The organism is Paenibacillus sp. 32O-W (assembly GCF_007679495.1).
Taxonomy (GTDB): Bacteria; Bacillota; Bacilli; order Paenibacillales; family NBRC-103111; genus Paenibacillus_L; species Paenibacillus_L residui.
Genome location: NZ_VEGP01000063.1, coordinates 13,567 through 36,304 on the forward strand (window position 1 = coordinate 13,567; position 22,738 = coordinate 36,304).

The following is a 22,738-nucleotide window of genomic DNA, read 5'->3' on the forward strand; positions in this document are numbered from 1 at the left end:
ATTACACGGAGGAGGAGGGATCGGGTGAACAAGTGGATGCGAAGGCTCGGAATCGCGCTGGCCGTCTTCGTGCTCGGAGTGGCTCAGAGCTTCCCGGTATTAGCGGAGCCGGCCGAGAGCTATGTGATCGACAAGGAAGGATACAAAATCCCTACCCCTCTCGGTTATTCCGTGGAAAGGGTGCTGATCGGAGATTATCATTACGGGATGCTCAAGAACCCCGAGGATCTGTTCATCGATGCTGCCGACCGTCTGTATATAGCGGACACGGATAACAACCGGGTGGTCGTGATGGATAAGCTCGGCCAAATCCTGCGGGTATTCGGAACGGAGGAGGACGGGCTGGAGTTGATGTCTCCAAGAGGGGTATTTGTGGAGCGGGATGGAGACGTCTATATTGCGGATTCGGGCAATTCCAGAATCGTGCATCTGACGCCGGAGGGTGAGCTTGTCGAGGAGTTTGTGGCTCCGGAATCGGAGCTGATCGACCCGGATTTTCCTTTCGCCCCGGTCAAGTTCGTCATTGATCCGGGGGGGAATCTGTACGTGCAGAGCGGCAATGATTATCATGGACTGCTGGTGATTGACGGCACCAACGGTTTTCAAGGCTATCTGGCTCCAAACAAGCTGAAGTTTAATCTGCGGGATTGGATTCTGCGGGAATTGGCCACCAGGGAGCAGAGGGAGGCTCTGGGGAAGAAAGTGCCCCCCAATCATCGCAACGTGACGATCGACCCTGAGGAAGGCCGTCTGTACACGGTCATTGAAAATACCGATTCCGACGAATTGAAGCAGTTCAACTTCGTCGGCATCAACACTTATCCGGCCGCCCGGTATGGAGAATACAGCGGGAGGAACGGAATCTTCACCTCCGCCAATTTGGTTGACGTGGCAGTGGATCGCAGCGGGATTCTGAGCGTGGTCGATTCCAATCAACGGAAGGTTTATCAATACGATCAGGAGGGCAACAATCTCCTCGTATTTGGCGGCAGCGGTTCGCAAACCGGCTTCTTCCAGGAACCGGTCAGCATTGCCGTCGATTCCGAAGGACTCCTGTATGTGCTCGACCGCGGCAGGGGGGAGATTCAAGTATTTCGCACCAACCATTTCGCAAGTCTGGTTCACGAAGGAAGCCGGCTGTTCCACGAAGGCCGTTATGAGGAGGCGATGAGTCCGTGGCAGGAGGTGCTGGCGATTCATTCCAATTATAATCTGGCTCACCGCGGGGTGGGGAAGGCGCTCTTCAAGCAGGGAGAATGGCAGGAGGCGATGAAGCACTTCCGCTTGGGCGAAGACAAGGCGAATTATTCGAAAGCGTTCCAGGAATATCGCCACATGCTGATGAGACAGCAATTCGGCTGGCTGGTTCTTGCTTCAGGCTTGCTCTTGGCCGGCTTGTACATGGCCGTCATCCGGCTGGGGCGTTATGCCAAAAAGGTGGAATTTGCCCCTTCCTCCGTTCCGGCATGGGATCACGCGGTCATGGTGCTCTTCTCCCCATCGGAGGCCTTCTCCCGGATTCAGAGCCGCCCCCGTTGGATTCCGGCTATCCTCCTTATATTGATGCTTGTGGCCGCCCGTTTTTTTGAAATCTATTTTACCGGGTTTCATTATGCGGGAACGCGTCCCGAATTTGCCAACCTGTGGCTGGAAACGTCCAAGATTATCGTCCCGCTGCTTGCCTGGATGGTATCGGGATGGGCAATCACCTCCATAATGGACGGGGAATCGAAGCTTAAACAGATAGCGGTCGCTTCCGCTTATGCCATGATTCCGATGATAGTGGGGACCGTGCTGACCACTCTGCTCAGCAGCATTTTATCCCTGGATGAGAAAGCGATTTACGAAGGCTTGCGGGTGTGTATATGGATCTGGACCGGCTGGCTGTTTCTGATTCAATTCAGGGAGATGAATGATTATTCAGTCGGCCAAACGATACGTGTGATGCTGGTAACCTTGTTCGCCATGCTCGCACTGCTGGTCGCCGCCACACTGTTTTATGTGCTGATGAATCACATATTCAAATTTGCGAAGGAGCTCTTCCTGGAGCTTTACATCCGAAGCCAGTAACGCAGGAAAGGAGGGGGGGACAGCTTGACGCCTCGACGTGTGCTGCGATGGATCTCCTGGGCCGTTGTGCTTGGGCTGCTGACATTTTTCATATATGCTTTGGAGAATTATACGGTGGAGCAAGGGGTCATGGGGGATGGGGCCGGCCAGCAGAATGCCGATTTCCCGAGAGCGGTTCTCGATAAGCTGGGCGATCTTTCCGTCTATGAGAAAGTGGCGGAGAACCGGCGGTTGTCGCTGTACTACGAACCGCTTACCTCCTCTATTGCCGTTGAGGACAAAGAAACAGGCGCGGTATGGCTGTCGGCTTCCGATGTTTCCGACGAAGAGGCGGGCGGGAGTCAGCTCCTTAAGGACAGTCTGAAGTCGCCGTTTAATTTCTCCTATGCCGATATTGGACGCCCCACCCATGAGGTGGTTAGTTCCAACCTGATTTCCAGCTCGCCCACAATCGGGAAAGAAGCGGTGGACAACGGAATCAGGGTTACGTATCAGTTTGACAATCTCGGCCTGCAGTTCGCGATCGAGTTCACGCTTGATGAGGACCGTCTGGTCGTCTCCGTACCGGTTACGGAAATCCGCGAGCAAGGGAATTACGCCCTTGTCTCCATCGAGCCGGTTCCCAATCTGGGAGCGGCTTCCGATCGGGATAAGGGGTATATGTTCTATCCGGATGGCAGCGGAGCGATCTCCTATTTCAAGGAAAGCCATCCCCAATACAGGGAAAAGTATTCTGCGCTTGTCTACGGCTCTGAGGATATATTCGAGAGGAACGGACAACGAGCGGAGAACGCTTATTTACCGGTATTCGGAGTCCATAAGAACGGCAGAGGATTCGTGGCTTATATCACGGAAGGAGAGTTTGAATCGAAGATTCACTATGCTCCAAGCGGTTACCTGGTCAATGTGAACCGCGTTTCCGCGGAATTCCTCTACCGGCGCGAATATTCCGCAGCGATCCGCAAAGGGGAACACGCCAGAAGGGTAGAAACCACTATGCGGGCTTTCGATCATCAAGTCGCCTATCACTTTCTGCCGAAGGACAGGGCGGAATATCCGGATATGGCCGATATTTATCGGGAGTACCTGATTCAATCGGGCAAGCTTCATAGGACGATAGAGAAGAACAGCCGGACGATTCCTCTCGCCTTGAATTTGTTTATGGGCGTGAAGGAGGAACGGGTGCTGAAGGATCGCTTCGTGCAGGCTACGACCTTCGAGCAGGCGGAGAATATTGTTCAGCAGTTGAAATCAGCCGGAGTGGAGGAGATGAGCGTCATTGTCAAGGGGTGGATGACAGGAGGATACGGGGATTTTCCGGACGGAACCGCTGCTGCCGGCGAGCTGGGCGGTGCCTCCGGGCTGAAGCGGCTCGCCCGAACGATGAAGGAGAACGGCCTGGAGCTGTTTCTGAATTTCAACAATGTTCATGCTAACGCGGATAATCTGGGCGTGAGGAAGATGTCGGCGGTCATGAAGGACCCGGGCAGGCTGCCGCTGCAGAACTATTACGGAGATTCGCTGCTGCTGAATGCAGTGACAGCGGCAAGCCGCTTTGACTCCGGTCATAAGCAGACTTTGTCCGGATACGGAGCGAGCGGAATCGATTTTGAAGCTTATGGGGATTTGGCTGTTGCCGATCACAGCGAATGGAACCCTCTGACCAGGGAAGGAACCGTCGGGCAGTGGCTCTCCATGCTTCGGGAATCCCGGGAGATGAACGGGAAGGCGGCGGTTCACGGCGGAAATCAATATGTTCTTCACCTGGCGGACCGGTTGTCGGATCTTCCGCTGGAGGACTCCCGCTACGTCTTCACAGACGAGGCCGTTCCTTTCTACCCGATGATTGTCCATGGCAGCATTCCGTACAGCGGCGACATCCCGCTCAATATCCATCACGATCAGCGGCAGGGATTCCTTAGATGGGTGGAATACGGAAGTATGCCTCTCTACGAATTGACCTGGCAGGAGCCGGAGGAGCTTCGCTTCACGGAATACCGCAAGCTGTTCAGCTCTGCCTTCGGGCAATGGGCTCCGGTCATCATCGAGCAGTACCGGGAGCTGAACGAGAGGCTCGGGCATACCTGGGGGCTCGCGATGACCTCTCATCGCAAGCTGGAACGGAATGTATACGAGACGGGTTACGAGGATGGAACGAGGGTAATCGTCAATTATGGCTCTATTCCTTATGAGACGGAAGGGACGACGGTTAAACCGCTGAATTACGCTGTTTTGACCAAGGAGGTGGGGGAATGAAGCTGGGCCTGGAAAGAAGAAAGAGGATCAGCGGGCTTCTCTTCATCTCCCCGTGGCTGGTCGGCTTTGCCGCCTTCCTCGTCTATCCGCTGATCAAGTCTCTCTATATGAGCTTTCGTGAAATTCAGGCGGTGGCTGATTTGCAGATGACCTTCGTCGGCTGGGACAACTATTCGAAAGCGATTTTGAAGGACACGCAGTTCATCCCGTTCTTTTATAAGGCCATTCAGGATGCCATCGTTGAGATTCCGCTCATCCTTGTCTTTTCCTTCTTCATCGCCACTTTATTAAACCAGGAAACCGTAGGCCGGATGTTCTTCCGCGGAGCCTTCTTCCTGCCGGTGCTGATCGGCTCGGGCTTCGTGATGCAGCAGCTTCTGGGCCAGGGGATAGGCGGGCTGGATGCGGTGAAGGACCCGACGGAAATGATGCGCGAAGGCGTTGCCAACGGGCTTGCGGTGCCCGAAGCCATCGCTATGTACCTGCCGAATGATTTGGTCAAGACGCTGTCCGACATCATGGGCAGACTGACGATCATTTTCTGGAAGACGGGAATCCAGATTCTGCTCTTTCTGGCCGGACTGCAGGGAATTTCGGATTCGCTGTATGAATCGGCGAAATGTGACGGCGCCACTCCTTGGGAAATGTTCTGGAAAATTACGTTTCCGCTCATGACCCCGGTGCTGCTTCTCAACGGAATTTTCACGCTGGTGGACTCGTTCACGGACATGCGCAATAACGTTATGCGCTATATCCAGAAGGTGGCGTTCACCGATATTGAGTTCGGTTATGCCGCGGCGCTCGGCTGGATTTATTTCGTGTTCGTATTTCTGCTGATTGTGCTGATCTTCACCTTGACCCGCAAGAGCGTATTTTACGCAGGGGACAGGTAACACAGAGTGGGCGGCGCTCTTGCTTCAACGGCATGTCGGAAGCCATCCCAGTCTATGCGGCTACATGCGGAAGCATAAGGAGGAGGTTTAAAGATGCAGACTGTTCGTACCCGCCCGAGTATCGGGGCAAGAATGGCTTTGGCCGCGGAAGGGATTCGCAGGTGGAAAATCGCATATCGCATCTACCGGCTGTTCATCTATCTCTTTCTGATCGGACTGTCGTTCGTGTTCCTGTATCCGTTTCTCTTCATGATCTCGACCTCGTTCAAATCCCCGGGCGATCTGGTCGATCCGACGGTATACTGGATTCCGAAGCAGTTCAGTGTGAAGGGATATTTCGACGCCTACGCGGCTCTTAATTATTTGCCCTATCTGAAAAACACGGTCGTCCTGACGCTGCTCACCGTTACCGGCCAGATGCTGTCCTGCGCGGTAGTCGGCTACGGCTTCGCCCGCTTCCGCTTCCCGGGCAGGGAGCTGTTGTTCGCGCTCGCTATGTTTACCATGATAGTGCCTCCGCAAACGATCATCGTGCCGATGTTTATTCAATACAAGGAATTGAACTGGATCAATACGATTCTGCCCATGGTTGTGCCGAGCTTCTTCGCTAACGGACTGCGCGGGGCCTTGTTTATCTTCATCTTCCGCCAGTTTTTCCGCGGCTTGCCTCATGAGCTGGAGGATGCGGCCCGGGTGGACGGCTGCGGCGCACTGCGAACCTTCATCCGTATCGTGCTGCCGGTCTCCATTCCGCCTATACTTGTATCGGCGATTCTTTCGGTGGTGTGGCACTGGAACGATTTCTTCGAGCCGGCCATCTTCCTGGTCGACCGTGATAAATTTACTCTGCCGATGATGCTGCCCTTCCTCGGGCAGTCGCTGAACTCGATGTCGGGAGGGACGGCCAGCGCCAATGTGGACCAGGCGACAACGATGGCCGGATGTGTCCTTGTCATCCTTCCAATCCTGATTCTCTATCTCGAAATTCAGCGTTACTTTATGAAGAGTATCGAACGCTCCGGAATTGTAGGATGAAAATGTTGGATGACAGTCTATTCCAGATATGTTAATATAAATTTGCTTGCAATTTAATACATTATTCAAACTACTAGGGGTGCCCTATATTCGGGCTGAGAGGAACGCAGATAGCTTCCAACTCTTATGAACCTGATCTGGTTAGTACCAGCGGAGGGAAGTAGTCACTAGGGTATTTGTATACCCTATTATTTCCGCAGACCAAGAACCGGGTTCATGAATGCCATGAATCGGTTCTTTTTTATTTATCCGATTCCCTCTCCCCCCCCATGAAGAAAGGAGGTTCCTTCTCCATCCAGCCAATTTGCAGCCCATTCGGCTGAACTTGCAAGCGATTCTATGCAATTCTATTGATTTTCAACATTCAAGGAGGCGGTTCCAATGACTTTTACTCAACAATTACGGGAAACCAACCAGGATTTGTTCGAAATGATTTTCCATCATCCGTTTGTAGAAGGGATCGGCCGCGGAGATATTGCCAAAGAAGCGGTCATGCATTATGTAAAAGCCGATTTTGAATATTTGAACGCATTTATGAAAATCTATGCGATTGCCATGTCCAAGTCGGATACTCGCAGCGATATTGCCTTTTTCCATGAACAGGTAGGCTTTACCTTACACTCGGAAACCGGCCCGCATATGAATTTGTGCGACTATATCGGCGTTTCCTATAAGGAATTGCAGGGTCATCCACTCCCGCCAACTGCGGATCATTATGTGAAGCATATGATGTATCATGCCTATACCGGTTCACTCGGGGAAATCTACGCCGCTCTCTTGCCGTGCCCATGGACCTATTTGGAAATCGGCAAGGTGCTCATGGAGAAATATAAGCCTCAAGCGAACCATCCTTTTTATCGCTGGATTACTTTCTATGCCGACTCGGGAATAGAAGCACTCACCGAAACCTTGTGCAAGCGGCTCGATGCTTGTGCCGAAGAAGCCTCGGAAGCCGAGAAAAACCGGATGCGCGACGCCTTTCGAAAAAGCTGCCAGCTCGAGCTCGGCTTCTGGGAAATGTCCCTGACTTGCGAAACATGGCCCGCCGGAAACATTGGAGTGACTGCGCCATGAAGCGTGTTCCTTGTGCTCTCACCATTGCCGGAACGGACCCGACGGGCGGCGCCGGTATCCAGGCCGATCTGAAAACATTTCAAGAACTGCAGGTGTACGGAATGTCCGTCATTACTTCCGTTCTCGCGCAGAATACGACCGGAGTCCAGGATGTCGTCCATCATTCGGCGGCTTTCATCGGTCGTCAACTGGATTCCGTTACAGAGGATATACCGGTTCACGCTTTTAAAACAGGGATGATTGCGCATTTGGAGATGATGGAATGGCTGGCAAGGAAGATTCCGGAAATTAAAGCCCCTTATGTGATGGACCCCGTCATGATAGCGACAAGCGGGGATGCGCTCATTGATCCGGATGCGCGCGCCTTCTTGAAGGACAGGCTCCTGCCGCTTGCCAGCATTGTCACGCCGAATATCCCGGAGGCGGAGAGCTTGACCGGCGGTACGATTACAACGACAGCGGATATGGAGGAAGCGGCCGTAGCGCTCGTTAACCTGTACGGGGCCGGAGCCGCACTTGTCAAAGGCGGACATTTACGCGGAGAGGCTGTAGATATTCTATACGACGGGGAAAAGCTGTACGCTCTGTCTGCGGATAGAATCGAGACGACCAACACGCACGGTACCGGTTGTACGTTATCGGCCGCGATTACCGCCTATTTGGCGCAGGGGCTTCCCTTATATGAGGCTGTGCGCAAGGCCAAAGACTATATTACCGCGGCCATCCGCCATTCCTTGCCGCTTGGGAAAGGCAGTGGCCCGACGAATCATTGGGCGCCGCGGATCGGAGGCAGCCAAGCATGAATCAGTCGATTATCGATCAAGTTCGCCGACAAGTGCCGTTTATCTATCACCTGACCAATCAGGTGGTCATGAATTTCAGCGCCAACGGGCTGCTCGCTTTCGGCGGTACGCCCGCCATGGCCAAATATATAGAAGTGGCGGAACCGCTGGCAGCGGCATCCGACGGGGTTCTGATCAATTTAGGCACACTCTCTCGCGATGAAGTGCCGGCATTGATCAAAGCAGGTAAAGCCGCGAATCAAAAAGGGATCCCCGTTGTCCTTGATCCGGTGGCGATTGCTTGCTCGGCCTTCACTAAAGAAGCGGGGCGGGAAATACTGCAGGAGGTGAAGCTGGCCGCGGTCAAGGGCAATGCCGGGGAAATGGCTTATCTTGCCGATATTCCGTGGGAAACCCGTGGAGTTGATTCCATAGGCGGCGGCGATGCGTCGGCAGTGGCCGGGGAAGTGGCGAAGCGTTACAGCACGATAGCGGTCGTTACGGGGGAAACCGATTATATAGCGAGTGAGGACAAGCTGCTCGTTAATGAAACCGGCCATCCGCTGTTGACCAAAATAACGGGAGGCGGCTGTCTGCTCGGCTCGATTCTGGCCGCCTGCCTGACGACCGATGCCGATGTCCTGGAGCAAGCCTATACGGCCGTATCCTTCTACGGGCTGGCGGCGGAGTATGCGGCAGCCCGTCCCGAAGTACGCGGTCCCGGTACGTTCCTGCCCGCTTTTCTTGACGCTCTGTCCTACGACATTAAAGATTTGGAGGGGAAATAAATGAGAATTCAACGTGCGCAGCTTCGCAAATATTTTATTATGGGGAGCCAGGATTGCACACGAAGCCCCGAGGAAATATTGCTGGAGGCGGCGAAAGCGGGCATTACCGCTTTTCAATTCCGCGAGAAGGGCCCCGGTTCGCTGTCCGGCAGCGCAAAGCTGGAGCTCGGCAAAAAACTGCGCAAAATTTGTTCCGAATATGGTATTTTATTTATCATAAACAATGACGTGGAACTGATCGAGCCGCTTCAAGCCGACGGTATTCATGTCGGACAGCAGGATGAACGAACAGACACGATCCGCGCGCGCTTTCCCGATACGATCATCGGGCTGTCCGTGACGAATATCGAGGAGGCCAGTCGGCCTTCGATGGCCTGTGCCGATTACGTCGGGGCAGGGCCCGTATACCGCACGGCAACGAAAATCGATGCCAAAGAGCCCGTCGGCACCGCCTGGATCCGGGAGCTGCGCGCTTTTCTGCCGGAAATGCCGATGGTCGCTATCGGCGGCATCACACCGGACAATGCCCGCCTTTCACTGGATGCAGGGGCTGACGGCGTTGCCGTCGTCTCCGCCATTACGAAGTCCGGCAATATCCGGGAAACGGTCGCACGTTTATAAATACCACAACGTTTTACTTGTGAATGAAGAAAGGAACCCGTCCAATGTCTATGAAATTGCCCGAAGTATCGGCAGATGCACCGCAATGCGAGCTGACGGTCCTGAACGCCGGATTTTACCGGGCGTCCCTAAACATGCTGCATAAAGAGCGCCCCCGGCAACAAATCTGGGGGCCGGCATTATTCTTTCTTATCCGGCATCCGAAGAACGGTTATTTTCTGTTCGATACCGGCTATTCCACGCGTTTCCGGGAAGCAACCCGCCTCGTTCCATACCGATTGATGCGTTTGGCGACGCCGGTTCGCATTACGGAACAGGAGCACGCTCTGGTTCAATTGCAGGCGATGGGGGTTGAGCCGGATGAGGTGACGGTCATCTTGTCCCATATGCATGTGGATCATACGGGGGGAATCCATGATTTCCCCCGTTCTCAAATTATAGTCAACAAGGTGGAATGGGAATTTACGCAGGGGCGGTCCCCCTTAAGGCTGTTTCCCCACGCCTATCTTTCCTCTCTCTTTAACCAAATCGATCCGAATCGGGTCAGACTGATCGATTTCGATTCTTCCTCCGGATACGGTCCTTTGCCACAGGCTGTGGATCTGTTGGGCGACGAATCGCTTGTGCTTGTCCCGCTGCCGGGCCATTCCGTCGGACAGATGGGCCTGCTGATCAATCATACCCGGCAGGGAAGAGTCCTGCTCTGCGCGGATGCGGTCTACATGCAGGACAATTATCGTGACAGGCTGGCCGGAAGCCGGATCAGCCGGATAGCGCATTACGATTATTCGCAATATCTAAGTCAATTTGCGCTGCTGCACGATTTGGAGAAGGAGAACAGCGGTCTGACCATCCTGCCTTCTCACGACCCCGGAGTATATGAACGATATGTTCTGGGCAAAGGTCGGGCAGGCCAATAGATTATGGAAAACAGATCGCTGCCGTCATCCTTCCTCCCGTCTTAGGGATGGGGGAGACCCCTTGGGTGCGCCTCAGGGAGCCGCTGAAGCCTGGGCTTCGGCCGCCATGCACAAATAATAGGACAAGCCGGTTTGCTCGGCTTCCAGCATACCCCGGTGGAAATCGTCTTGGACGAAAAACCGGGCCTGCGCGGCAAATTCCGCTTCATTGATGGAATGTCCGTGCCGGTTCAGAAAATCAAGATGTGTGCGCAGATGCTTCATCACTTTTGCGTCGTCGAATTTCACCCCGCTCCTAAGGAACTCCGCCATCCCGTTCATAAAGCGTACGGCCTCCTTGGCCTGCTCGTTCAACTCCTCCGGTTGGATGGGCCCGGCTTCCAGGTCGTAGTTGTACTTTTCCTTCAAGTATTCGCTTTGTTCGTGCAGAGCTTCCTTCCATTCTTCTTCACTGTCGAAGCCTCTAAACATAGATTGGGTATCCATAGGCTCTCCTTCCTCGGTACTGCGAATCGTTTCCTCCAAAGTATGAATCAAATCCTCCAGTCTTCTCTTGCGGGCAAGAAGAAGCCGGCGCTGATCCGACAGGACGGATAACCGGTCTTGACCGCTTTCCAGCAGGTCTTTGATTTGCTGCAGCGGGAAGTCCAATTCCCGGTAAAACAGAATTTGCTGCAGCCGCTCCAATTCCTTCTTTCCATACAGTCGATAGCCCGCATCCGTCACCTCTCCGGGGTACAGAAGACCGATCTTATGGTAATAATGCAGTGCCTTGACCGTAACATGGGTCATCTCGGCAACTTCTTTGACGGTGTATCCCATCCGCCTTACCTCCTTCCACAAGCATTGTAAAGCCTCCCCTTGGGTCAGAGTCAATCCTTATTCCGTTTAACTGCCTTTGTAACTGAAGAATACACGGAAGAAAATTTTCCCTTCGAAATACTTTCAACCCCGTTGACTCTCCTCTGAGAGGAGGCCCTACAATGAGCCTCGGAATTCCGAATAATATTCACCTTGAAAGGAGAAGTAGGGAAAATGTCATCTCCCCGTGAGGCTCTTCGCAGCCGATATGTCCGGGCCGTTATGGTGTCCGGATTGTTCTCGCAGATCGGCATCTGGGTCCGGAATCTATCCGTCCTGTTATTTGTTATGGAGCAAACCGGAGGAAACGCTCTGGCTGTTTCCATGATCTCTGTGGCCGAGTACGCGCCTATCTTCATATTCTCGTTCTTGGGGGGTGTATTCGCGGACCGTTGGCGACCAAGAAGAACGGTTATTTGGTGCGATCTTCTCAGCGCCCTATCGGTATTTGCCGTTCTGGCTTCCTTCGAACTGGGCGCGTGGCCGGCCGTATTTTTCACCACATTGTGTTCCTCCATTCTGTCGCAATTTGCCCAACCCTCCGGTATGAAGCTGTTTAAAATCCATGTGCCGGAAGATCAGGCCCAAGCGAGCATGTCCTTGCTGCAGACGATGATCTCTGTCTTTATGATTGTGGGGCCGATGCTGGGCACCGTTGTATATCAAAACCTGGGCATGGCTGCCGCAATCGCCATGACGGGCTTCTCGTTCCTGCTGTCTGCCGCCGCTATGGCCTTCATTCCGCCTGATCCCGAAGCGGGCAGCGCCGCGAAAGGGAAGACCTCCCTGTGGAAGGAAATGTCCGACGGAATCCGTTATGTGTTGTCGAGGCCGGTGCTTAGATTGCTCAGTATCAGTTTTGTGGCGGTTGGTCTCGGAGTCGGATTAATCTCGCCTCTCGGAATTTTTGTCGTGACCGAAAGGCTCGGATTGTCTCCGGAGTACCTGCAATGGCTGTTGATACCGTATGGCCTTGGGGAAATGGCGGGAGGCTTCCTCGCCTTCGGTGCGGCCGGCCGTATTCCTCCGCAGAGGCTATTGGTGCTTGGTCTGGTTATGAACGCCGCAGGGATTGCCCTAATGGGGGTATCCGGCGTACTATGGCTGGCTATGCTGGCCCAGCTTATCATCGCTCTGTTTCAACCCGCCATCTTTATCGGAAATCATTCGCTTGTGATCCAAAATACGGACGTATCGTTCATAGGCCGGGTAACAGGCATCCGAACCCCTCTTATGACCGGTTCTATGGTGATTATGATGAGTTTATCCGGGGTTCTGAAGGAAATGTTTCCGCTCATTGTCCTGTATTCGGCTGCAGCTCTGTTATTTATCATCGGAACGTTGGTCGTCCTGCCGCTTCCGGGGACTAAGAGCGAGACACTGGGAGCGGACAAGAACTAACGATGACGCAAGCGGGGAGAAGATTCTTAATGCTTCTAGCCCGAGGAAGGAGTAAACGGAGCAGGCAAAAATAGGCTATAATCATACTTTCCCTGTGTACAGCGGGCTGGATATGCTATTCTGAAAGGAACTATTTTCGGGAGGCGATGTTTATGGTTAGCAGTGTATATGTCGTTCAGGGGCTCATTCGAGGGGGGACCGCATCATTCGCCCTATAAACTGTGATCCCCCTCAGAATCTGAAAGGGGTATCCTATTGTTCAACCATAAGCAAGCGGAGACATATTTAAACCGGTACGGTGAGCGGCTCGGCGTCCATTGGTCTGCGAGCAAGCAAACTTATCCAGTAGCGGTTGGCCGGGCAGTGCCGGTCCGATCTGGAGCCAACCCTAGTTCAGGGGAGGCCGGACATGGAGCTTCCTAGAGATTTACGGCAGGCTATTGATGTAGAGATCGCGCTGCGCTCATCCAAGCAGCTTGCGGTCGCCGCGGCGAGGCTGTCCAGCCGCTATCGCACAGGCTTGTCTTCGGGAAGAGGCAAGTTTCTGCAATCGCAGGAGGATGTGGAAGCTTATGCGGCATTTCGCCTTCCAGCCACTTTTGCAGCGGTATATTCGACGGCAAGGGAGGTTCAAGACCGGCTTCCGGGCTGGTCCCCCGATACTTTATTGGACATAGGGGCCGGTCCGGGTACGGCTATGTGGGCAGCGGCCGCTGTATGGCCGGGGCTGATCAGCCGGATAACGCTCATGGAACGCGAGGAAGGCATGATTGACCTTGGCAGACGTTTGGCTGCCCATTCATCCTTCTCCGCAATTCGGGAAGCCCATTGGCGTAGGCTTGATCTCAGAGGGAGATGGGGCGTCAGCGCGCATGATCTGGTGATCGCGTCTTATGTGCTGGGAGAGATGCCTTCCAGCGACTGCGAGGCTATCATCGGCAAGCTCTGGGAATCGACCTCCCACACATTGGTTATCATCGAGCCGGGCACACCGGCAGGGTTTGCGCGTATCCGGCAGGCTCGGGAGCAGTTGCTGTCTATAGGAGGTCGGATTATAGCTCCATGCCCTCATGAGAACCGATGTCCTATGTCCGGGCGGAACTGGTGCCATTTTGCGGCGAGGGTATCCCGCTCGCGGCTTCATCGTCTGGCCAAAGCGGGGGAACTCGCCTATGAAGACGAGAAATTTTCCTATATCTGCATTTCTCGGGCCGGCGGCACGACGATTTCAGGAAGAGTCATCCGCCATCCCCAGGTTCATACAGGGTTTATCCGGCTCGAGCTTTGTACCCCGCAAGGGCTGGATGAGACGGTCGTCACCCGCAAGGACCGCGATCGGTTCCGCAGGGCGCGCCATCTTCGTTGGGGCTCGCCTGTTCCAGGCCCGGACGATAGGGAATAGGCCACATGCCTTTTTGCGGGGCGTTACGGCTGCATCACGGTGTATTACAAGGATTCAGGAAGCAGTTCCCATCGCGGGACTGCTTTTCTTTGTGGGAGAAAATGGCCTTGTCTGGAATTCTTTATATGTAACAGGAGAGGGCCATCTGCTCTGGGAAAATTTAGTATGCACAGCTCGTGAAAACATGTTACATTCTATATAATCAGAAAGAGCACGAACCGGCCGTCATAAGGGAGGAATTCGGGATATGCCAATCTGCATTGCTTTATTACGGGGAATTAACGTCAGCGGGCAGAAGATTATAAAGATGGATCAGTTGTCCGCTATTTTCGAATCGTTAGGCTTTCAAAATGTGCAAACCTATATACAAAGCGGGAATGTTGTTTTTCAAACGGTGGAAGAGGAGGCAAGCAAGGAGCTGGTCCATAAAATCGAAAGCCGGCTCAAGGAGACGCTTGGTTACGAGGTTACCGTAGTTCTAAGAACGATGGAGGAGTTGGAGGAGGTTGTGGAACGGAACCCTTATGACCTGCCTTCCCTCACTCCGGATGAGAAGGTGTATGTCAGCTTTCTTAGTGGGGAACCGGCGCAAGAAGCCAAGGATCGGTTATTGTCTTATAAAAATGAAATAGATGATTATCGTCTCCGCACCCGGGAAGTTTACATTCTATGCCGCAAAGGCTACGGGAAATCTCTGTTTTCCAATAATTTCCTCGAGAAAAAGCTTGGTCTGGCGGCTACGACACGCAACTGGGCCACAGTCAACAAGCTTGTAGCAATGGCCGAAAGCTTAAGGAGCAAAGGATAAGGAGGGACACGACCATGAGTGATTTCCATACGTTGAGCACAGAGGAATTACACGAATACCGTTTCCGGCTGCAAGAGCAGTATAACCGGTTCCGTAGCCAAAAGCTGAAACTGGATATGTCCAGAGGGAAGCCTAGTCCCGAACAACTGGATTTGGCTAACGAAATGCTGGGTCTGATCCGCTCCGGGGATGATTTTCTGGCCAAGAATGGTGTAGATACCCGTAACTATGGGGGCTTGGACGGGATTCCCGAGGCGAAGGAGTTGTTCGCCCCAATGCTGGAGGTCCATCCGGAGGAAATCATCATAGGCGGGAACTCCAGCCTCAATATGATGCATGATACGATAGCTAGAGCTATGCTGCATGGAGTATGCGACAGTGAAATTCCGTGGGCCAAGCTGCCTGTTGTCAAATTTATGGCCCCCAGTCCGGGGTATGACCGGCACTTTGCTATCTGCGAGCTGTTCGGCATCGAAATGATAACGATAGACATGCTGCAGGACGGTCCGGATATGGATACGGTAGAGAGGCTTGTGAGCGAGGACGAGGCAATCAAAGGAATATGGTGTGTGCCCAGATACAGCAATCCGGAGGGGATCACGTATTCGGATGAAGTGGTCGACCGGCTGGCCTCGATGAAGACGAAGGCCGGCGATTTTCGAATTTTCTGGGATGACGCCTATGCCGTACATCACTTAACCGATCGGCCCGCTTCGCTGAAGAACATTTTGACGGCTTGTAAAGAAGCCGGTAATCCGAATAGGGTATTCCTATTCGGATCCACATCGAAGATCAGCTTCTCGGGATCCGGCGTAGCTATGATGGCATCCAGTCAAGGGAACCTGGATTGGACGAGGAAGCTGCTTGCCGCAGAAACCATTGGCCCCGACAAGATTAATCAGCTTCGACATGTCCGTTTTTTCAAGAACTTGGATGGAATCATGGAGCATATGGCCAGACATGCGGCCATCCTGCGGCCCAAATTTGAACGGGTGCTTGATATCCTGGATTCCGAACTGGGCGGTAAATCGATAGCTTCCTGGAGCCGGCCTCAAGGGGGATATTTTATCAGCTTGAACACATTGGACGGCTGCGCCAAAGCGGTGGTCGAGATGGCAGCCGACGCGGGGGTCGTGCTGACCAAGGCAGGAGCCACCTATCCATACGGTATAGATCCCCGTGACCGGAACATACGTCTCGCCCCTTCGTATCCGTCTATGGAAGAGCTGACGACTGCTATTCAAGTGCTGTGCCTATGCGTTCAGTTAGTGTCTATTAACAAGCTGTTGCAGGATGGGTCCAAGTAATGTCCGGAGAAGCTCTGGCCGTTCAGACCTGTATTGAAATCCGCAGGGAAATCCGGGGGATAGAGGAAATCATCACCGAAGCCTCCTATGAAATGAAGCTTTACGAAGACGAAATCACAGTCAGACGGGAAAGATTTCCGCTTCATGATGTTTTCGACATCTCCTTTTTCCGCAATCACCGGGAGGAGGGGGCGATTGGTTTTTTATATTTGCACACAAAGAATGGAGTCCGGACCTTCTATATTAGGGAAAATCCTGACATGCTTATTGAAGTCTACAAAAAATTGTCCACAAAAGAGCTTTAGCCGATATACGACAACACCTGCCGCTGAGGCAGGTGTTTTTATTTTTTTGCCACATAAGAGTTCCTATTGGCTTAAAAACTTTCACTTTCGCAGAGCGAAATTGGTCCAAAGGTTTGATGTGACTGGCTGATGAAATATAAGTTTGGATATAGATCCTGCAAAACTATCGCTTTCTACTTTGAAAATCCGTCTATTTTCATTTTCTTCTGGTGCCGTTGCAAGCGGGAATGGCGCGTCTAATTGGAAAAAACGACTTAACTGTATTCTATACAGTTAGATTCCAGCGAATGGCAGAAAGTGATTGAAGTAAATGGAAAAACTCCATTTAGAATCGAGTTTTTTTGCTGAAATCGCCTTTTGAGCGCAAACTAGCTGCAGGTTTTCCACTTAGTTTCCGTCTTTCGCCCTCAGAGGAACAAACTAGCTGTATGAAATCCAGTTAGACGTCCATGACGAAAGAGTTGGATACGTTACCGAGCTTTTCGACAAAGAATCGTTGCGAAGTTATTGCAGTTTGGCAAAATGCCGGACAAGGAAGTCCCGGAATTGTAGGGCCGCCCGGGAAAGGTAGCGGTTTTCCAGCCAAGCGATATGGAAGGTGCGCTGACAAACAGGACGGTCGATACGAAGCTTAATTAAAGGTGTTTCCGCGTCCCCTTTGCAAGCACCGACGAAAGCGACGCCGAGTCCGGCCCGAACCAGGTTGCCGATAGCGGTCGGTTCGTCAACTTCGCACACGACGTTAAAATCCCGCGGCCCGGCAGAATGCATCATTCATCTTTCGAAACGGATACCCCTCCTTATAGCCGATGAATGGCTCATGGGCCACCTCGCTCAAGCAGATGCTGTCCCGCTCCGCCAATCGGTCCCCGCTAGGCACGGCCAAGTAAACCTCCTCATTCAACACAGGAAGAGCACAAATTCCAGGCTGTACAATCGGCATCGTCGTCAGTCTGGTTCATTGGCGGTGGCTGTTCTGCATGCCGCTGCTGGTTTTGCCTATGCTGCCTTTATTTCGCAAATATTTAGGTGATGAGGAGAGGAAGAAGGGAAAATACGACGGGCTGGGGGGAAGCTTGTTGGCCGGAGCCGTCGCCCTGCTGCTTCTGGCCGTCACATATGAAAAGGGCGGATTGGCAGCCGCCGGCTTAATAGGCTTCTTGTTATTTATAGCGCGAATCCGCTATACGGCGGAACCTTTTGTCCGGCCTCATCTGTTCAAGAATAGAAGCTACTCGCTTGGCTTGGTAATGGCCTTTCTGGCGGGAGGGATTGGCTACTCCTTTCCTTTTCTAAGTCCGCAGCTTTTTTCCAATGTTTATCATTTGGTCCCGGGAGCGATCGGGCTCGCCATGTTTCCGGCTGCCATTTCTTCCGCCTTGCTGGGAAGAAGCGGGGGCAAGCTGGCGGATGCAAAAGGTAACCCGTTTCTTTTCTATTCGGCAGCAGCTCTGCTTCTTACAGGCTTTGCTTTACTTTCTTCCTTTGCGGGAAGTCCTCCTGCTTTCATTGCCCTTTTTCTAATCATTGGCAATATCGGACAAACGTTCATGCAAATTGCCTTATCCAATACGATTTCGCGGACGCTGCCTAAGGAGCAGGTTGGTGTGGGTATGGGATTTCTGGCGATGACGAATTTTATGGCGGGTTCCGTCGCCGCTGTCATGTACAGCAAAGTGATGGACCATGGCCCCATCGTCGCCCTCAATCCGATAAACGCTTATTCTAATGCGTTTGTTTTCAGCAACATTTATTTTTTCCTGGCGGTTGGGTATACGGGAATTATTGTGTTGTATTATCTGCAATTCGACAGGGAGGCGAGAAAGCGGCGAAGTCTGGCAGGAGGTATGGCGGAAGGCTAGAATCGGGGAGAATTCAATGTCTACGACAAACGTTTCAAATGGCTGTAAGCTTTGTTCGCAATCAACTGGGTTCTTGGGTAATACGGATATTACCATAGATGTGATCGTAGGTCGTCATCACTTTCTGATCGGGAAGAGACGGATTAATGAAACTTGTCAGCGCAGCCCAGCGGAAGCTGGAAGCTGCCAGAGGATTATAAGCAAAATAGACAGATGAAAGGATGGATAGAACATGGCCCTGTGTGAATTTAGACATTCCTCAGCTGCCCTGAGTGTGGGAAGAAATCTCCGTGTGAAGCGGCTTTATATTAGATCAGAGGGAGGGGAACAAAGATGAAGGCAGCGGCTTTTCATTCCTTCGGCCCTCCGGAGGTTCTGCAGCTTGTGGATTTAGAGGCGCCGCATGCGGGTCCCGGCCAGGTCCGGGTTCACGTTAAGGCGGCTGGCGTGCAGCCATTCGATACTGCGGTGCGAACCGGCTGGCAGCCACCGGGCGCCTCCGTGAAGTTCCCGCAGATTCCGGGCAATGAATTCGCGGGTGTGGTGGATCAAACCGGGGAGGGGGTCAGCGGCTTCTCCATCGGTGATGAAGTGCTGGGCTACCGGATATTGGGATGCTATGCCGAATATGTCGTCGTCCCTGCCGATCAGCTCGTCCTCAAGCCGCAGGGCATGCCCTGGGAGGAAGCCGCCGTCCTGTCCGCCTCCGGCCAGACCGCGTATACAGCGCTGCGGGAGCTTGAAGTGGGGCCGGGCGACACGGTACTGATTCATGCGGCGGCAGGCGGAGTAGGTACTATGGCGGTGCAGCTGGCCAAGGCCTGGGGCGCGACCGTGATCGGCACCGCCAGTGAGCGCAACCACGACTATCTCCGCTCGCTGGGCGCGATTCCCGTCACCTATGGTGACGGTCTGGTCGCCAGGGTGCGGGCGCTGGCACCGGACGGAGTGGATGCGGCCTTCGATGCCATCGGAGGCGAGGCGCTCCATGCATCGGTGGAGCTGGTGCACAGCAAGGACCGCATCGGCACGATTGTCGACCATGCCCTTGCGGAGCGGCTGGGCGTGCGCGGCATTCGCAGCCAGCGGTCTGCTGCACGGCTGGCCGAGCTTGTCGGCCTGTATGTTCAAGGCAAGCTGTTTGTCCATGTCTCAGGCAAATATCCGCTGCATCAGGCCGCTGCTGCTCACCGGCAGGTTGAGAGCGGCCACGTTCGCGGGAAGATAGTCCTGACGATCGGCTAGAGGGGATGGGCAGCGGTTTTGGGGGCTCTCGCTTGTCAAACAAACGGTAGAGATGCACGACGAAACGGTCTCTGCAGGCCAAAGGGTTACGATAACCGTTGGTTTCCCGGGAAAGGCACGCGTCATGGATCGTCCAAAAGAAGACGTTTCCTGCACTTTAGAGCAGGAGCGTTTTCTTTTTTTCGTGTCGGTTTGAATTTGCATGCTTGTTTTGATATCATTTTTCAAAAAGTTAATGTTTCCGATATATTTCGAGGATGAACGGCAAATGGTTTTCTTGATGGAATGGAGAGCTCTATTTGTTAACGTTATCTACGTTTAAGATAAAGAAAAGGAAGAAAGCAATGAAACCTATTTTCTATGCCCTGATTCTTTTATTATTAATGCCGTTAATGACCCCTTTCCAAAATACAGCATACGCCATGGAAGAAGAGAAGCCTGTAACGCTTCATAGTGAAGCGGCTATTTTAATAGACGGAACTACCGGCCAGGTCTTGTATGAGAAAGACAGCGACCGTCCGATGTACCCGGCGAGCATCACGAAAATCGTCACCGGTATTATCGCTTTGGAGAACGGGAATTTGGAGGATATGGTAACGGTTAGCGAAGCAGCCCGCAATGTAGAAGGGACCCGGGTATACTTGCTGGAAGGAGAGCAGGTTCCGCTATTGAAACTGGTGCAGGGAATGCTGATCAATTCAGGCAATGATGCCGCTACCGCGATAGCGGAATATTTTGACGGCAGCGAAGCGAAGTTTGCCGAACGGATGAACGAGTTTGTCCGCGACAAGATTGGGGTTACGAACACCACCTTCCAAAATCCGCACGGCCTGTTCAATGAAAATCACCAAACGACCGCACGCGACATGGCGCTAATTACGCAGTATGCCATGCAAAATCCGCAGTTTCGCTCCATAGTTGGAACGAAGGAGCTGGGGTGGAACGGGGAAGGCTGGAAAACGACCATTTACAATCATAACAAGCTTCTATGGCGGTATGAGGGAACCACTGGAGTGAAGAACGGATATGTGGACGAGTCCGGCCATACATTAGTAGCCTCCGTTAAGAGAGGGGACTCCGAATGGATTGCCGTAACCTTGAAAGCCGCTTCATCCGAATTCGCCTATAGCGATATGGAAGCCTTGTTCAATTACGGCTTTGAACAATTCCGGACAAACCGGGTTGTCTTGAATCCTTCCCTCTTCCAGACTTATCTGGACCGCTATGTCATTCCGGAGGAGCTGGTCTTCACAAGCAGGAAGGATGAAAATTTCGTTATCCAAATCAACGATGCCTCGGGACAAATGGTCGTATCAAGCCTGGAAGGACAGAACCTGTATACCGAAGATTTGGAGCCGATCGCTGCGGCAGCTTCCAGGAATAGGAGTTCCGAGAAGCAGCAGGAGGATAACCCGGAAGGCGCCTCGATAGAGAAAAAGGCGGTTCCCTACAAGCTTGGCACCGGCACCACCTTTGTCCTAACCATTTTCATCACACTCGTATTCCTGATCTTGAGGAAAAGAATAAAGAGAAAAAATGCTCTATAGTCCGTGTTTTCGATAGCTGCAGCGAACTCTTGCAAAAGGGGGAGGCTGCTTTTTTATTTCTCAAAAAAAATAGAACAGCATCATGTCAATTTATGGTATGTTAAACTCATCGGTGGCGAAATAGCGGTTTCACAGACACAGGAGTCCCTTTGATTTGTTATTTTCGTCATTCGCAAATCCTCTTGGCATGGAGTGATAAAAAAATGAATTTGAGCGAGCTTGCCAAACAAGTGGAGACAGGGAAGTTCAAGCAGCATCTGGAAAAGCATTTTCCGGAAGATGTGGCTATACGTTTGGGCGGGATGACCGCTGCGGAGATCGAGAGGGAATTCAAGCAAGTAATCCAAGTTCCCATCCGGTTATCCGGGGAAATGGGCCATGAGCTGTTTGAATTATTTTACACGGCCTCGTGGTTTAATCTGTTTGACCGATTGCAGGTACCTGCCGATGGTATGCTTTTTGAAATCGCTGCGGGGGACACGGTTTATATTCCTAAAGCATTGGATGCCTATTCCAGTGTCGCGAAATATGTTACCGCTAATCTAAACAAGGAATTATCCGAAAATTTTATGAGGAAGACGGCAAGCTTACGGATCGACATTCGGGTAATCCAGGATGATGGCATTCATATTTTGGATTATTATCCGGAAGGATCCTTCGATGTTGTATCCCTTCACCATGCCGTCAATGATATTATTCAGACGATCATAGCAAACCAAGAGGGAATCGATACAGTAAATAGCAATTGGTGGACGATAGAGCCTCAGATGCTGCAAGCCGTGATGGCCTATCACAATCGGGGGGAACTAAAAAATGCGGCATACGGGGGCTTTATCGGCATCATCGAGACTTTGGGGAAATTGTTAAAGCCGGGAGGGTACATGATTTTCGATAATTGTACGCATGAAGGTTACGAAAAACTGGGTTATTCCTCGGAATTTCACAGCGCCTACATTCAGCTGGCCAGGGAATGGATACAGGAAGCGAATCTGGGATTGGAAGAAGTAAAGTTGGAGGCATACGACAGCAAGTGGTGGATGGTTTTGCGCAAATTGTGAAGAAGAGAATGGAATATTCCGGACGTTTACACGCATAGAAGGGCTCTTGCAGGCGAGGAATGTCCGGAAGGGAGGAAACAAGACACATTTGAACATGTCGGAAATATTTTGCAATACATATTGGACCGGCATGGCGGCCGTATGGATGAACTACGAAGGTCCTAGAATTAACTGGATTAAGGGATTAATAGATTTTATACAGCAAATTCGCTGCAATGAAGTAATGGATAGATGACCTGAGAAAAGATCGCTGCCATTAGAAGCGGAGACGGGTCATAAGAAAAGTCCAGCGGTAAGATGTCAAGCCCCTGATTCATGAGAATTGGAAATTTACTTTAAGGAACAGGTCAATGAGTCAGGAAAAAAGACAACACCAAACTAAACCCAGTTCAAAAATCGAGTTTTTACCAGATTTTAACTGGGAATCGTGAAGGACTTTGGCAAAGAGAGACGTTACACCTTCGCGCTATTCACCTTCCTTCGAGGCGTGTAAAGTTGGTCGT

Annotated in this window: 21 protein-coding genes, 1 pseudogene and 1 riboswitch; of the genes and pseudogenes, 19 read left to right on the forward strand and 3 right to left on the reverse strand. The window is 52.3% G+C overall.

Going from position 1 to position 22,738, the window contains the following annotated elements; all coding sequences use genetic code 11:
- Positions 1-24: 24 nt before the first annotated feature.
- From FS806_RS20200 to FS806_RS20240, 9 genes are all read left to right on the forward strand, one after another.
- Positions 25-2,070 (forward strand): YIP1 family protein, encoded by a 2,046-nt coding sequence (locus tag FS806_RS20200; RefSeq protein WP_144940225.1) that lies wholly within the window; start codon positions 25-27, stop codon positions 2,068-2,070.
- 24 nt (positions 2,071-2,094) lie between these two features.
- Complete coding sequence (locus tag FS806_RS20205) at positions 2,095-4,326, forward strand: DUF5696 domain-containing protein (protein ID WP_144940227.1); 2,232 nt, start codon at positions 2,095-2,097, stop codon at positions 4,324-4,326.
- Positions 4,323-5,219 (forward strand): carbohydrate ABC transporter permease, encoded by an 897-nt coding sequence (locus FS806_RS20210; protein ID WP_144940229.1) that lies wholly within the window; start codon positions 4,323-4,325, stop codon positions 5,217-5,219. Before FS806_RS20205 ends, FS806_RS20210 begins: the two co-directional genes overlap by 4 nt.
- 93 nt (positions 5,220-5,312) lie before the next feature.
- Complete coding sequence (locus FS806_RS20215; RefSeq protein ID WP_144940232.1) at positions 5,313-6,254, forward strand: carbohydrate ABC transporter permease; 942 nt, start codon at positions 5,313-5,315, stop codon at positions 6,252-6,254.
- A gap of 65 nt (positions 6,255-6,319) precedes the next feature.
- A riboswitch (TPP riboswitch) is annotated at positions 6,320-6,430 on the forward strand.
- A gap of 205 nt (positions 6,431-6,635) precedes the next feature.
- Complete coding sequence (gene tenA / locus FS806_RS20220) at positions 6,636-7,328, forward strand: thiaminase II (protein WP_144940234.1); 693 nt, start codon at positions 6,636-6,638, stop codon at positions 7,326-7,328.
- Entirely contained in the window at positions 7,325-8,131 is an 807-nt protein-coding gene (gene thiD, locus FS806_RS20225; RefSeq protein WP_144940236.1) for a bifunctional hydroxymethylpyrimidine kinase/phosphomethylpyrimidine kinase, read from the forward strand. The genes tenA and thiD overlap by 4 nt, the downstream gene beginning before the upstream one ends.
- Positions 8,128-8,898: a hydroxyethylthiazole kinase gene (gene thiM / locus FS806_RS20230; RefSeq protein ID WP_144940238.1), complete on the forward strand. Its 771-nt coding sequence runs from the start codon at positions 8,128-8,130 to the stop codon at positions 8,896-8,898. The genes thiD and thiM overlap by 4 nt, the downstream gene beginning before the upstream one ends.
- Positions 8,899-9,519 (forward strand): thiamine phosphate synthase, encoded by a 621-nt coding sequence (gene thiE / locus FS806_RS20235; RefSeq protein WP_144940240.1) that lies wholly within the window; start codon positions 8,899-8,901, stop codon positions 9,517-9,519.
- A gap of 44 nt (positions 9,520-9,563) precedes the next feature.
- Positions 9,564-10,439, forward strand: a complete 876-nt coding sequence (locus FS806_RS20240; protein WP_144940242.1) for an MBL fold metallo-hydrolase — start codon at positions 9,564-9,566, stop codon at positions 10,437-10,439.
- A 72-nt stretch (positions 10,440-10,511) separates the two neighbouring features.
- Here FS806_RS20240 and FS806_RS20245 read toward each other — a convergent pair whose 3' ends face one another.
- Entirely contained in the window at positions 10,512-11,261 is a 750-nt protein-coding gene (locus FS806_RS20245) for a MerR family transcriptional regulator (protein WP_144940244.1), read from the reverse strand.
- Between the two features lie 213 nt (positions 11,262-11,474).
- Between FS806_RS20245 and FS806_RS20250 the strand changes: the two genes are divergently transcribed.
- The 6 genes from FS806_RS20250 to FS806_RS20270 all read left to right on the forward strand — a co-directional run bounded on the left by FS806_RS20250 (position 11,475) and on the right by FS806_RS20270 (position 16,523).
- Positions 11,475-12,701, forward strand: a complete 1,227-nt coding sequence (locus FS806_RS20250) for an MFS transporter (RefSeq protein WP_144940246.1) — start codon at positions 11,475-11,477, stop codon at positions 12,699-12,701.
- A gap of 255 nt (positions 12,702-12,956) precedes the next feature.
- Positions 12,957-13,124, forward strand: coding sequence for a hypothetical protein (locus tag FS806_RS25900; protein ID WP_186328453.1), 168 nt, complete (start codon positions 12,957-12,959; stop codon positions 13,122-13,124).
- Positions 13,111-14,103: a small ribosomal subunit Rsm22 family protein gene (locus FS806_RS20255; protein WP_144940248.1), complete on the forward strand. Its 993-nt coding sequence runs from the start codon at positions 13,111-13,113 to the stop codon at positions 14,101-14,103. Before FS806_RS25900 ends, FS806_RS20255 begins: the two co-directional genes overlap by 14 nt.
- A gap of 247 nt (positions 14,104-14,350) precedes the next feature.
- A complete protein-coding gene (locus FS806_RS20260) occupies positions 14,351-14,911 on the forward strand; it encodes a DUF1697 domain-containing protein (protein ID WP_144940250.1) in 561 nt (186 codons plus the stop codon).
- Between the two features lie 14 nt (positions 14,912-14,925).
- On the forward strand, positions 14,926-16,218 hold the full coding sequence (locus FS806_RS20265; protein ID WP_144940252.1) for an aspartate aminotransferase type Ic: 1,293 nt from the start codon (positions 14,926-14,928) through the stop codon (positions 16,216-16,218).
- Entirely contained in the window at positions 16,218-16,523 is a 306-nt protein-coding gene (locus FS806_RS20270; RefSeq protein ID WP_144940254.1) for a hypothetical protein, read from the forward strand. The genes FS806_RS20265 and FS806_RS20270 overlap by 1 nt, the downstream gene beginning before the upstream one ends.
- 504 nt (positions 16,524-17,027) lie before the next feature.
- Here the strand turns inward: FS806_RS20270 and FS806_RS27130 are convergent.
- Positions 17,028-17,466 (reverse strand): annotated as a pseudogene (locus FS806_RS27130) (LysR substrate-binding domain-containing protein).
- A gap of 37 nt (positions 17,467-17,503) precedes the next feature.
- Between FS806_RS27130 and FS806_RS20280 the strand changes: the two are divergent.
- Positions 17,504-18,385, forward strand: coding sequence for an MFS transporter (locus FS806_RS20280; RefSeq protein WP_144940256.1), 882 nt, complete (start codon positions 17,504-17,506; stop codon positions 18,383-18,385).
- A gap of 61 nt (positions 18,386-18,446) precedes the next feature.
- Here the strand turns inward: FS806_RS20280 and FS806_RS20285 are convergent, their stop codons facing one another.
- Positions 18,447-18,641, reverse strand: coding sequence for a hypothetical protein (locus FS806_RS20285; RefSeq protein ID WP_144940258.1), 195 nt, complete (start codon positions 18,639-18,641; stop codon positions 18,447-18,449).
- A 77-nt stretch (positions 18,642-18,718) separates the two neighbouring features.
- Here FS806_RS20285 and FS806_RS20290 point away from each other — a divergent pair, with 77 nt between their 5' ends.
- From FS806_RS20290 to FS806_RS20300, 3 genes are all read left to right on the forward strand, one after another.
- Complete coding sequence (locus FS806_RS20290) at positions 18,719-19,630, forward strand: NADP-dependent oxidoreductase (RefSeq protein ID WP_144940260.1); 912 nt, start codon at positions 18,719-18,721, stop codon at positions 19,628-19,630.
- A gap of 344 nt (positions 19,631-19,974) precedes the next feature.
- Entirely contained in the window at positions 19,975-21,177 is a 1,203-nt protein-coding gene (locus tag FS806_RS20295; protein ID WP_144940262.1) for a D-alanyl-D-alanine carboxypeptidase family protein, read from the forward strand.
- 203 nt (positions 21,178-21,380) lie between these two features.
- A complete protein-coding gene (locus FS806_RS20300) occupies positions 21,381-22,235 on the forward strand; it encodes a hypothetical protein (RefSeq protein WP_144940263.1) in 855 nt (284 codons plus the stop codon).
- Positions 22,236-22,738: the final 503 nt, after the last annotated feature.